The organism is Nostoc paludosum FACHB-159, from assembly GCF_014698835.1.
Lineage (GTDB): Bacteria > Cyanobacteriota > Cyanobacteriia > Cyanobacteriales > Nostocaceae > Nostoc > Nostoc paludosum.
Window position 1 is genome coordinate 1 of record NZ_JACJTU010000047.1, and the last position, 12,608, is coordinate 12,608.

At 39.4% G+C, this 12,608-nt stretch carries 11 protein-coding genes and 1 rRNA gene; 3 read left to right on the top strand and 9 right to left on the bottom strand.

Annotation, left to right across the window (positions count from 1 at the left end; translation table 11 throughout):
- The 3 genes from H6H03_RS30790 to H6H03_RS30800 all read right to left on the bottom strand — a co-directional run.
- A 16S ribosomal RNA gene (locus H6H03_RS30790) occupies positions 1-189 on the bottom strand; the annotation flags it as partial.
- Positions 190-524: 335 nt separating this feature from the next.
- The gene (gene trpC, locus H6H03_RS30795) at positions 525-1,412 is read right to left on the bottom strand and encodes an indole-3-glycerol phosphate synthase TrpC (protein ID WP_190958844.1); all 888 of its coding nucleotides are present in this window, start codon (positions 1,410-1,412) and stop codon (positions 525-527) included.
- 105 nt (positions 1,413-1,517) lie between these two features.
- Positions 1,518-1,790 (bottom strand): HetP family heterocyst commitment protein, encoded by a 273-nt coding sequence (locus tag H6H03_RS30800; RefSeq protein WP_190958845.1) that lies wholly within the window; start codon positions 1,788-1,790, stop codon positions 1,518-1,520.
- 1,682 nt (positions 1,791-3,472) lie between these two features.
- Here H6H03_RS30800 and H6H03_RS30805 point away from each other — a divergent pair.
- Positions 3,473-4,342 (top strand): response regulator, encoded by an 870-nt coding sequence (locus H6H03_RS30805; RefSeq protein WP_190958846.1) that lies wholly within the window; start codon positions 3,473-3,475, stop codon positions 4,340-4,342.
- A gap of 14 nt (positions 4,343-4,356) precedes the next feature.
- Here H6H03_RS30805 and H6H03_RS30810 read toward each other — a convergent pair whose 3' ends face one another.
- The 5 genes from H6H03_RS30810 to H6H03_RS30830 all read right to left on the bottom strand — a co-directional run bounded on the left by H6H03_RS30810 (position 4,357) and on the right by H6H03_RS30830 (position 8,298).
- Positions 4,357-4,686 (bottom strand): DUF3082 domain-containing protein, encoded by a 330-nt coding sequence (locus tag H6H03_RS30810; protein WP_190958847.1) that lies wholly within the window; start codon positions 4,684-4,686, stop codon positions 4,357-4,359.
- A gap of 122 nt (positions 4,687-4,808) precedes the next feature.
- A complete protein-coding gene (gene ispE, locus H6H03_RS30815; RefSeq protein ID WP_190958848.1) occupies positions 4,809-5,762 on the bottom strand; it encodes a 4-(cytidine 5'-diphospho)-2-C-methyl-D-erythritol kinase in 954 nt (317 codons plus the stop codon).
- Positions 5,763-5,884: 122 nt separating this feature from the next.
- Positions 5,885-6,730 (bottom strand): 16S rRNA (adenine(1518)-N(6)/adenine(1519)-N(6))-dimethyltransferase RsmA, encoded by an 846-nt coding sequence (gene rsmA / locus H6H03_RS30820; RefSeq protein ID WP_190958849.1) that lies wholly within the window; start codon positions 6,728-6,730, stop codon positions 5,885-5,887.
- Positions 6,731-6,955: 225 nt separating this feature from the next.
- The gene (locus H6H03_RS30825; RefSeq protein ID WP_190958850.1) at positions 6,956-8,086 is read right to left on the bottom strand and encodes an ABC transporter ATP-binding protein; all 1,131 of its coding nucleotides are present in this window, start codon (positions 8,084-8,086) and stop codon (positions 6,956-6,958) included.
- A 5-nt stretch (positions 8,087-8,091) separates the two neighbouring features.
- Entirely contained in the window at positions 8,092-8,298 is a 207-nt protein-coding gene (locus H6H03_RS30830; protein WP_190958851.1) for a hypothetical protein, read from the bottom strand.
- A 14-nt stretch (positions 8,299-8,312) separates the two neighbouring features.
- Between H6H03_RS30830 and mrdA the strand changes: the two genes are divergently transcribed.
- Together mrdA and H6H03_RS30840 are read left to right on the top strand one after the other, a co-directional pair.
- Entirely contained in the window at positions 8,313-10,145 is a 1,833-nt protein-coding gene (gene mrdA / locus H6H03_RS30835; RefSeq protein WP_190958852.1) for a penicillin-binding protein 2, read from the top strand.
- Positions 10,146-10,254: 109 nt separating this feature from the next.
- Complete coding sequence (locus tag H6H03_RS30840; protein ID WP_190958853.1) at positions 10,255-11,292, top strand: serine hydrolase domain-containing protein; 1,038 nt, start codon at positions 10,255-10,257, stop codon at positions 11,290-11,292.
- Positions 11,293-11,502: 210 nt separating this feature from the next.
- Here H6H03_RS30840 and H6H03_RS30845 read toward each other — a convergent pair whose 3' ends face one another.
- Positions 11,503-12,540 (bottom strand): hypothetical protein, encoded by a 1,038-nt coding sequence (locus H6H03_RS30845; RefSeq protein WP_190958854.1) that lies wholly within the window; start codon positions 12,538-12,540, stop codon positions 11,503-11,505.
- Positions 12,541-12,608 lie beyond the last annotated feature (68 nt).

Consider the following 12,608-nt stretch of genomic DNA (forward strand, 5'->3'; position numbering starts at 1 on the left):
GGCAGCAAGCCTTTCACCTTTCGGCACATCCGGTATTAGCCACCGTTTCCAGTGGTTGTCCCTGACCTGAAGCTAGATTCTCACGCGTTACTCACCCGTCCGCCACTATGTCCGAAGACACCGTTCGACTTGCATGTGTTAAGCATACCGCCAGCGTTCATCCTGAGCCAGGATCAAACTCTCCGTTTTGTTGTGTTTCGAGTTTGTTTTCCGAAAACAAATATTATATTTATTTCGGAATCCTAGTTATAATTTTCGATTATCTTTTATTGGGAAGTCCCAAATTAGATTCTCTTGACGAGGATTGGTTATTTCTTAAGCTTTCAAAGTATTGTATTTTTGCGGTTCAGGTGTTGTTGGCGTTCTCTCTCGCCTTCACACTTATCTAGAGTAACTAGTCTATTAGGGATTGTCAAGGGGTAAAGGAATTTTTTTTCCAAATTGTGCAAATCCCTTGAGCAGTGCTGCTTTCACCTCAATGACTTAGACAAAACTGAGATGAAATTCTGCAAGAAGTTTCAAAACTATCTTTCCTTCATTGCTTTCTTGAGAAGATTGCTGTGGGTGGAAAGATTAAGTTGGAGCAGATTACGCACCGCCTGTTGTACATCATCTTGTTTAACTAAAGTGTCTCCTAATAGAACAGCATGTGTACCAGCTTCAGCGACAAAGGATAAGTCAGCTTGTGTATGTAAGCCAGACTCACTGATAATACTAATGCCCAAGTTCTGGATCTGCGATCGCCTAGCTGCCAGCAATTGGCCAGTTGTATCGATATCAATGCTGAAATCCTCTAGACTTTGATTGTTGATTCCTATCAAGCGCACATCATCAAGCTTTAGTACCCGATCTAGTTCTCCTAAGGTATGTACTTCTACCAGAGCATTCATTCCTAGATAGTGAATCACCCGCAAAAAGTTTTGAAGTTGGCGGTCGGATAGAATCGCTGCAATCAATAGCACGGCATCTGCGCCTGCTGCTCGTGCTAGATAAATTTGGCACGGATCTAAAATAAAATCTTTGCAAAGTAGAGGTAATGCTACTCTGTGGCGGATAGTTCGTAAAGTTTCAAAGCTGCCATGAAAGAACTTGTGATCGGTGACGACAGAGATACAAGTTGCACCACCACGCTCATAAGCTTTAGCGATCGCAACTGGGTCTAAGTCTGGTTTGATTATTCCATGAATTAAAGATGCTTTCTTCACCTCTGCAATGATGCAAGGTCGATAATGACTTTGTTGCAAAGCAGTAAAGAAGTCTCGTACCATAGGTGCAGCAGTTAACTGACGTTGCAATGAAGCTAAAGACATTTCCTGCTGAATTTGTGTAACTTCATACTTTTTCTGCCATACGATTTCTTTGAGAGTAGGTTGGAGTAGATGAGTATTAGGGATAGTAAATGGGTAAGTCATATGTTAATGATGACCAAAAAGTATGAATTAGAAAATGTAAGGCTACCCGTACATATTTTTTTTCAACCAGCGCGTACAATAACGCCATTGTTTATTTTTTTAGAGTTAAAGCCAGCTGGACTTAAAGCTTAAAGTCTCAACATTCTCACTATTAGTTTGACTGGATTTTGAAGTCTCAACTAAACAGTTATTTTTAAGAAGTCTGATGTAGGTACGATAGGGTATGTAATCTATCGGATTGTAACCAGAAAAACGTAGGATTAAAACGCAGGCCCAGGAGTATTTGCCTGCGATAATTGCTTTGAGAATTTGTTCAATTTGTTCATTGTTGATTTTTCTGCCCATTTGTGGTTGATAACTACTAATATTTTGATTCATATAAATACACTCGTTTGATACTAGGATAACTGGTCTTTACTTCACAGGTTTTTTGATTTTTTCTGAATTTGGTCTCATATTTTTTTAATTAGCTAATAACTTAGAGCGTATTTCAGGGAAATGAAGTATACAGGTAAGGGCACAACGATATTTCCTACGATTATCTGTATCTCACTTGTTTGCGGTCTGCTGTATTTATTCATGTAAAACTGTAACTGATTAATAAATATTGTTAGATTTAACTTACATAGATATATTCATGGTTATTTTCTGATTAAAAACCTTTGATATACAATTTAGACGAACAATATTATCTTAATTAAAATTTTACCATCAGCATTTTTAATATCTAAAATCAAGGACAGCATCATAAAAGTCATCATAAATAAATTAAAAAATCAATAAATTATTCCAAACTTATATTAAAAGTAGGGGCGGGTAGAACTGACAGAATAAATATCTAGTTTAACCCGCTCTTACAGATGAACCGTATTGCAGAAGCAGCTTCTTCATTAAGCTTACTCAATGTTTGGTAAACTAGTATATGAACAATTTTTTGATAGACGTGTCTATTTTTTTGTTTTTGAAATCTAAGTTATTTTCCTTCAGAGAACTAACTTAGACTTGGGTAAGACACAATGACTATTATCAAGTTTTATGTCTTAATAGGACATACATTATGGGACTTATCGGTTTTCAATTATTTTTTTTTAGAAGATGCAAACATCCTTTAATTTAAATAAAGAAGCTCGCTTAACACATGTTTACTTAATTTTTTCTATTTCTTTTGGGAGATTTTTGGGATAACAAGCACAAAGTTAATTATAAAAATGTATACCATATGACAGATGACAGGGTTTATTTTTATATAGTTTAATCTCTTAATCAACAAATTAAAAAAATTAAATTGATAAAAATTCTTTTTATGGTTGAAACTATGTGTATTAAGACGAATGTATCTAAATATATATAGAATTTGGAAGATTTTATATTATTGATTAATCACTTTTTTGACTAGTAAATTTTATTTTAGCCTCTGGTATTATCTCTGGTTAAAAATAAAAAACAGCTAAATTATCTAGTTGTTATGTATTTTATGTAAAATAAGAGCTAAGTACTTAATTGTTAATTTAATCAATAGGGAAAACTTATACTTACAAATAAAATTAATCAAAAATATATATCATCATAATAATGTAATGCTCGATATTTGATTTTTAAACTTTCACAGAAATAAAGTAATAAATAATATTTATTTATATCAGAATCATACCAAAAATTCTTTACATTACCATCATAAAAAAATCATAATTTATTGTTAAAATCAAAATTAAAATCATAACTTATCTCTGATTCTTTAGTAATGGATTTTATTTTTGACTAAGGAATAGCAAGATTAGAATTTTATAAAGCTGTGATTAGCAACTCATTAATGGGTATAGTGCCGACTTGGTTGACCAACTAACCAGATATATGAATTCTGGCGGGTACAGGTGAGTTGAATTTAACTTTCCATTGGTACTAGAGCCAGAAGTTGAGTTGAAATTTACTGGTTCCCTGATGTAGTTTTCTTAGTTATTAATTCATAACTATGTTCTGATAAAGACTCATAGGTTTTTAGAGAAAACTCGGCACAAAGTTTGATCGTCATTTCCTGCCACAAAAATCCTATTGATGGAAAAATGATACACGAATCATCGAAAAAAATTCTTGTTATTGAAGATGATGCCGTTACCCGCAATGTCTTCTTAGAGGTTCTTGAAGCTCAAGGTTTTAATAGTATAGGTGCTGAAAATGGCTTAGCTGGTATCCAACAAGCACAAGAGCATTTACCCGACTTGGTGATTTGCGATATTCAAATGCCGGATATGGATGGTTACAGTGTTTTGACTACACTGCGTCAACATCCTGACACAGGTATTATTCCTTTCATTTTTTTGACTGGTAGTAATACTCAAGCAGATCTTCGTAAAGGTATGGAGTTGGGAGCAGATGATTATCTGACTAAACCTTCTACTATAGAGGATTTGCTCAGAGCGATCGCTGTCCGATTTGAAAAGCAAGCTTTATTAAAGCACTGGTACACAAATAACGCTCATCAACTTAGCCTACCGCTAGCTTCATCAACTAACTCTGAGTCGATTTTTCCATCTATTCCTCAATTACAATCAGTTTTCGACTACATTGAAGATAATTATCACCAAGGAATTACTTTGTCTGATGTAGCTGTTGCAGTTGGTTATTCGCCTGCTTATTTAACTAATCGGGTAGCAAAACAGACAGGAGAGACTGTAAACGGTTGGATTGTCAAGCGCCGGATGGCGGCTGCACGTCCATTACTAAAAAATACGAATAAGACAATTGAGCAGATCGCTATTGCAGTAGGCTATCAAAATACATGTCATTTTTCCCGTCAGTTTCGTCAACACCACGGTATTTCTCCAAAAATTTGGAGAAAACAGCAAGAAATCTTTGAATCTTCTAAAAATGGGAAGCTACAATTAATTAAAAACCGTGGTTCATTGGAAAAACTTGTATCTTTAGGGCGTTGATTAAAAACAAATTATTAGCTTTCGCTACTTTTTGGTTTAGTTAACTGCTGTATTAATAATTGCAGCGTCAAAGCCAACAAACCAATTGCTACGATACCGAATATACCGCTTCCTAAAGCAACTACACCAACAACCAAGGTGCGAACAGCAGAGGTAATTTTTATTACCAATGGATTAATTGAATGGACAGGTTTGGTAGCAAAATTTGTGGCGATCGCAATCATTAGCGAATACATTGCAAATGCCATTCCTCCAGAAATTACAGCGCCAATTGTGGAGCGTAAAGGACTCGCACTCACCTGTATTTGAGCATCTGTTTTTGGGGTTAGATTTTGGTCGCTCATACAATTTTAGATTTTAGATTTTAGATTTTGGATTTTGGATTTTGGATTGGGCAAACAGGGAGTGTTGAGTAGGGAGTTTTTCTTTTTGTCTTCTCATCTTTCCCACTCCCTACTTCCCATTTTTAAACTGAAGATGCTACTTGAATACCGTGTGTAATTGTCCGAGCCACGAACAATTCTAAGTCTTCATCGGAGATTGCTTCCCTGATATGCAGCTTAACTTGTTCTGCTTGCTGTTCAGACTCAAAAAGAGCAAACACTGTCGGCCCGGAACCAGACATCATCGTTCCTAGAACGCCTTCTTCATTTGCAAAGGCTTCTCTGAGTTGTAATACTTGGGGATAGGCTGGTAATACTACGCGTTCTAAATCATTGTGCAGCTTTTCGGCTATTTTTGCTGCGTTTCGCTCAAAGATGGCTTTTACTATTTCTCCTGAGTGGACTGCATTAGCACGTGCTACTAAGTCGTTGGTATCTCTAATATAAGAATTACCAAATTCCTGGCGATAGGTTTTGTAAGCCCAAGCAGTGGAAACTTCTAAGCTGCGATATTTTGCCAATACTATATATATGTTATCCAAACTTGGTAATGGAGCAAGTTGGTCGCCTCTACCTGTGGCGATCGCTGTTCCACCTGATACACAAAATGGCACATCTGAACCAAGTGTAGCTCCCAATTCTTCTAATTCTGACTGAGTTAGTCCCAATTTCCAGAGTAAATCTATTCCTACTAACACAGCGGCAGCATTTGTGGAACCTCCAGCTAACCCAGCAGCTACAGGAATTTGCTTGTTGATGCTAATTTCTAAACCCCCATATCTAGCAAAGGCTTCAGGAAATTGCGTCGCCATAAGTTCTGCTGCTTTGTACGCTAGATTACTTTTATCTGTCGGTACTTGTGGATGGTTACAGTGAACGCGAATGCTGTCATTACTGGTGGATAAGACATCAATCCGGTCGGCAAGGGAAATACTTTGGAGTATCATTGCTAACTCGTGATAGCCACCGGAGGCATCGCCAATGATTTCCAAATACAAATTGATTTTAGCAGGGGCAATTAAACTGTAGGAATGCATTTTGAAAGTTAAGAGTTAGGAGTTAGGAGTTGGGAGTTGGGAGTTGGGAGTTGGAAGTGGGTGAATTTTGAGTTTTAAATCTATGAGGATGATTTGCTAATTTACTATTAACTCCTCACTCCTCACTCCTCACTTTTAACTCCTGACTCCTCACTTTTAACTCCCAACTCATTCGCCAGAGTTACCCATTGCTGAACACTAAGGTCTTCGGCCCTGGCTTGGGGATTTATTTCTAATTGTTCCAGTAATTGGGTTAAGCGATCGCGTTCTACGGCTGATTGCAAATTATTTCGTAACATTTTGCGCTTTGCAGCAAATCCCAACTTTATCAAATTCTCTAACCGCCTGGGATCGAGTGCTGGTATCTCTATTTTTCTGGGACGCAATCGCACAACTGCTGAATCGACTTTTGGCGGTGGATGGAATGCGGCTGCTGGGACTGTACAAATTAACTCACACTCAGCTAAATATTGTACCCGCACGCTCAACGCCCCGAAGGCTTTTGACCCTGGTTCGGCGTACAATCTTTCTGCTACTTCTTTTTGTACCAGCAGTACTATCGATTCCAATGGTTCGGGGTTAGGGTTAGCGATCGTACCGAGTAGTTTTTCAATAATTGGGCCTGTAATATTGTAGGGGATATTGGCTACTACTTTATTTTGCTTTTGGAAATTAGGAAATGCTATCAATTGAGATGGTAAATCTAGGGTGAGAAAATCTCCTTGTAGCAGTAAAAAATTTTCTCTTTTACCTAGTTGCTTTGCTAATAGTTCGCATAAGTCGCGGTCTATTTCCACTGCAAGTAGAGATTGTACTAAAGGTAGTAAACGACGAGTGAGAATACCCGTTCCTGGGCCGATTTCCAGAATGCGATCGCTTTGTTGACACTCTGCTGCTTTAATTATTGCGTCGAGTGCTTTTTCACTTTTAAGCCAATGCTGAGCAAAGACCTTGCGCGGTCGGATCATTGATATTTCTTACCTGGTATAGTTTTCAGATTTTTCCTACAGATGTGTTTGTTAGTTTTTTATCAAGAACAATTCAGTAAAAAGCAAGGTTGCATAAAAGTATTAACCGAATTAATCAAATTAAGTCGGACTTAACAGAAATATTATCAACGAAATTTAAGGGTTACGAAATTTATCAGAATCTGTATCTTAGCTTTTTTGCTGACCCTGAGGAACAAAGGACAACTAATTACTTAATAATGCTAAACAATCGGTTTCTGCCCACCAAGCATAAATTGGCGTATCGCGGTCTGGTAAACTACCAAAAGTATTAGGTTGTAATGCATTAATTTTGACACCATTCGTTAATTCCACAATGTAATTAACGTGTGTACCCAAATACATAACATTAACTAACCGACCTTCAAAAGAGTTTGTTGGTAAATTCGGTGGATAAAGTGAAAGCTGTATTTTTTCTGGGCGTACACTTACAACCACAGGGTGTGATAATTCGGTTGGTGTATCTTCAGCACGAGCGATGATAATTGAGAGTCCAGTTTTTGTCAAAATTTGCACATCAGCAGAGTTAACCGCAAGGATTTCACCGCTAAATAAATTAGTATCGCCGATAAAATCAGCTACAAAAGATGTTTGGGGACGTTCGTAAATTTGGCTGGGAGTACCAATTTGCTCTATTTTGCCTTGATTCATCACAGCAATGCGATCGCTCAAGGAAAGTGCTTCTTCTTGGTCGTGTGTTACCATCACAAAGGTCAAACCCAAGTCTTTATGTAAATTCGATAACTCAACTTGCATTTCCTTACGTAATTTTAAATCTAACGCGCCTAAAGGTTCATCCAATAGCACAACAGCGGGACGGTTGACTAAAGCCCTTGCCAAAGCAACGCGTTGCTGTTGACCGCCAGAAAGTTGGTTGGGAAAACGCGATCGCAAACTTTCCATTTTCACCAGTTTTAAAGCTTCTTGGACTCTAGTTTCAATTACTGCTTTACGTAATTTTTTTAACCGCAATCCGAAGGCGATGTTATCCCACACATTCAAATGGTTAAATAAAGCGTAACTTTGAAAAACAGTATTGACTGGTCGGCGGTAAGGGGGCACATTAGTCATAGATTGGCCCTGGATCAAAACTTTACCAGTGTCAGCTATTTCAAAGCCAGCAATTAAGCGCAGTGTTGTTGTCTTTCCACAACCGGAGGGGCCTAAAATACTAAAAAATTCCCCTTGTTTAACTTCCAAGTCGATTCCGTGTACTGCTGGTTCTTGATTAAAAAACTTGAACACATTACGCAGTTCAACGTCAAGCGGATGAAAACCTGCGATCCCCCTCTGATTCTGCATCACAGTTTGAGCCATAATCCTTAGTAGAATGCCGTGATTTTACCTGATTTGGTCAATTTATCTACTCCATTGGGCAGACTAGTAAAGACGCGATTAATCGCGTCTTTTCCTTGACACTTTGGTTTATTGTATCCGCCAAAAACAATATGTTCATAAATATACCCGCCTAATTCTCTAGCACCCAGTAGTGCCGATCGTAAATATTTACAGATAATCTTAATTTTCAAATAATCTTTGTCTTATGACCTTATTAAAACCATCTCCATTTGGTGGCAAAAAAAATACACGTACAGTCGGACGCGGTGGCCAGTCGATATTTTTTATCGTATTTACTCTGTTGATGGTGACGGGAATCTGTACTCGTTTAGCATACTTGCAAATTGTTGAAGGAGCGAATCACCGCAAACGAGCAGAAGCAAATCGAATTCGCATGATCCCCAAACAACCAGAGCGGGGCAATATTTTTGACCGCAATGGCAAACTTTTAGCTAGTACTCGCTATCCCCGGTCTGTATATTTGTGGCCGATGGCACATACTAAACCCTCGTGGCCGGTTGTGGCTCGGCGTCTATCTCAAGTTCTTGAAGTTCCCCAAGAAGAGATGGAAAAGAAACTAGAAGAGGCTGGCGCTAACTCTTCTTCGCTGATTCGGATTGCCCGTGACTTGAACGAAGCACAAATTACGGCATTAAAAGAGTATGAAAGCGAACTCAAAGACGTAGAAATTTCCACGGAAGCAGTTCGCTACTATCCTCACGGCAAGGAATTAGCACATATATTAGGTTACACGCGAGAACTCACCCCCGAACAGTTAAAAGAAAAGAAGCAGGAAGGCTACAGATTGGGTGATGTCATCGGTCAAATGGGAGTTGAAAAAGCTTATGAGAAAATGCTGCGGGGCGAATGGGGAGGTCAACAGGTAGAAGTAGATGGTGCTGGTCGGCCGCTGCGGGTTTTGGGAGAGAAACAAGCCAAAGCTGGTAATGATTTGCACTTAACTATAGATTTAGATGTGCAAAAGGCAGCAGAAAAAGCTTTAGGCGATCGCAATGGGGCGATTGTAGCCTTAGATCCTAAGAATGGTGCAGTTTTAGCAATGGTATCTCACCCTACCTTTGACCCGAATATTTTCTCGAAGCAAAAACTCACCCAAAAAGATTGGGAAAGCGTTCAAGGTTTAGAACATCCTTTGGTAAATCGCGCCCTCAGCGCCTTTCCACCTGCTAGTACCTTCAAAATAGTTACCACCACTGCTGGTCTGGAATCGGGCAAATTTTCTCCTAGCACAGTTTTACAAACTTACGGTTCCTTAAACATTGGGGGTACGCGTTTTGGCGAATGGAACCATGCAGGATTCGGCCCGTTGGGTTTTGTTGGGGCATTACAGTGGAGTAGTGATACATTCTTTTATCAAATTGGTCGCGGAGTTGGCGGGCCGACTTTAATTGAATGGACTAAAAAGTATGGATTTGGTAAAAAAACTGGCTTTGAATTTGCTAACGAAGAAACACCAGGTTTAGTGCCAGATGAAGCATGGAAACAGAAAGTATGGAAGATGCCTTGGACTGTAGGTGACAGCATTAATATGTCAATTGGTCAAGGTGCTTTACAAACAACACCCTTGCAAGTCGCCATTATGTTTTCCGTGCCTGCTAACGGTGGTTACCGAGTCCAGCCGCATTTGCTCAAAGATAATGAACAAGCAAAAAGCTGGCGGGAGTCTTTAAATATGAAGCCGACAACCATAAGTGTCCTGCGTCAAGGATTGCGGAAAGTAGTAGCTGAAGGCACAGGTAAAGCTTTGAACAAACCAACAGTTCCTCCAGTAGCTGGTAAGAGTGGTACCGCCGAAGCATGGAAGAATCATGTTAAACAAAATCACGCTTGGTTTGGTGCTTATGCTCCCGCAGATCGGCCAGAAATCGCGATCGTCGCATTTGCTGAACATTCTGGTGGTGGTGGTGGTAGTGTTGCAGCGCCAATGATTTTACAAATTATGGAAGAATATTTTTATCAGAAATATCCAGGTAAATATCAAAAACCAGAAAGTGAAAACCCACCAAAGAGCCGATAAAACTAAATTTAGCAGGCAACAGGCAACAGGTTTAAAAGTTTGTTGGTGTCGTGGTTTTACGATCGGTTATCTCCTAACCTAGCTGGCAACTGCTATAAAAATAATGTCAATGGAAATTGACGAATATATCCGAGTCACAATGACTACAAACCAGATTCCGGGACTTTCTGTTGCAGTGGTGCAGGAAGGCGAACCTGTTTTAGTTAAGGGTTATGGACTGGCGAATATTGAACATTCTGTTGCGGCGACTGAACACACAGTTTATGAAATTGCGTCTGTCGGTAAAACCTTCACCGCTGCGATCGCAATGATGTTAGTGGAAGAAGGAGTAATTTCATTAGATGAACCCATAACAAATTATCTCGATCGCCCACCTTTAGCTTGGCAAAGCGTCACAATTAAGCATATTCTCGCTCACCAGTCGGGAATTCCCAGTTATACAGATGCTCCAAACTATTGGGAACTTACCCGCCTTGATTTATCAAAATCGGAAATTTTGGCTTTAGTCGCTGACCTACCCCTAAAGTTTCAACCAGGTGAGTTTAGTGCCTATGACAACACAGGCTACTATTTGCTGGGTTTGATGCTAGAGAAGGTAACTGGAAAATCCTATGGAGATTTGTTACGCGATCGCATTTTTGCTCCTTTGGGAATGAATGCAAGTTTGATGAACGATCCCAAAGAGATTGTGCCAAACCGGGCTGCTGGCTATCGCTTGCTAAATAACAAACTCGTTAATAAACCTTATTACAGTCCCTCAGTCACTTATTCTGCTGGAGGTCAACTTTCAAGTGTGGCAGATATGGTGAAGTGGGAACAAGCGCTTTGTCGTGCAACTTTGCTCAAGCAATCAACCCTCGATTTTATATGGACTGCTAATTTTCCCAATCAAGGCGATGATTGGGAAAAATTGAGATATGTTGCAGGTTTAGGTTGGTGGGTATTGAATTATGGCGATCGCCGAGTAGTTGGCCATAATGGTTCAATTTTAGGATTCGCCAGCAATATCACTCGTTTTATTGATGACAAAATTACTGTAATTTTATTTTGCAATCTAGATACAATTTCCCGACCAGATGCGATCGCTAAAGAAATTGCCGCTTATTACTGTCCAGCACTCAGGGAAATAGTGCTTCAGCCTCCATAACAGACTTTTAAGGCTGTTGTCTATTGTCTACTGTCTCTTCCCCGCCATAAAACTATTTTTGCAATAGGTCTTTTCATTTCCTCATTACTAAACAAACGTGAGTCTCCACCGAAGACTCACGTTAACTTAATTAGTGTTTCAAACTCGGTTTAACACAAGGTTTTGTAGTAGAAACCTTTTTTATAATTTGTTTGTAAAAGTTTTTTGCCCTCACTCTGTATCCAAAAAGACAGCACCCAAATTAGGTGCAGCTAAATCTATCCCTCCGTTTGTTCCGGTGTTCGTAGGAAAACAAGAATTAGCGACATTCAGTAGTGTTGTGCGAGTGCAAGTAACATCAGGGGCAAAAAGTGAATAGCCGTAGACCTTTTGTCCTGGTGATACGAGTTCGTGCGTGCGAATCAGAATACCTCCTAAAACTTGGTTCGGTGGAATAGTGAGGGCAGGGTTTATAAGAAGTCCGCGATTATTGGCGGCATTGTTCAAGAAATAATATTGTGGAATTGGGTCTTGCAGTGGTGTTTTGCCCCAGGTGGAAGCTGCGATCGTGTAAATTGGGCCGTAGGAAGTGGGGTTTCCGTGTTTATCCACACTTGTAATTGCCGCAATACCGAAACCATCGTGTCCAGTAGGTAATCCGCGCTCGAAGACCGTAAAGCCAATTTTATTACTAGCCTTCACTGGCTTGGCAAGTACAAAGTCAAGTCGCTCAATGCTAGCGTTACCGTTGTAAGGGGTACCAGCTAAATTTGCACCTACGTTAGTAAAAACGTTATCTGGGCCTGCCAAAATATTGTTGATACTAAACAGGGTTTTTTCAGAAAGTGGGCCGACACTTAAAAAGTTAAAGGTTTTAGAAGAAGAGTTGAAACTGCCTTGGTAGTAAGCTAGCTTTCTAGGATCTGTAGCGGGTTTGCGACGAATTTGCACAACAGCAGGGATCGATCTAAACGTTGCGCTGCCTCCTGGGATTGTCAATCCTGTAATTGATTGAATTTGCCCTCCGAAATTTACAGTAAAAGTACTACCAGCAAATTCGCTATCACCTGCAACTTTCTTAAGGGATATACTAGGAAACAAAACAGTATCAGTAGTGATGGAAGTAATATCTTGCCCGATTATCTGAGCTTGTGCAGAGCTAAGGCACAAAAAGGGAGCGAGCATTGAACCCAGCCAAAAACTAAGCCCAATATTTGGGCGAAAACGGATAGGATTCCGCCCAATTGCGAGCATTAAAGAGTATTGCATTACACAGTTTCTATGAATGAGCAAAATTATTATATTGATGCTCAAAACACGTTTTGGTTAAGAAAAAG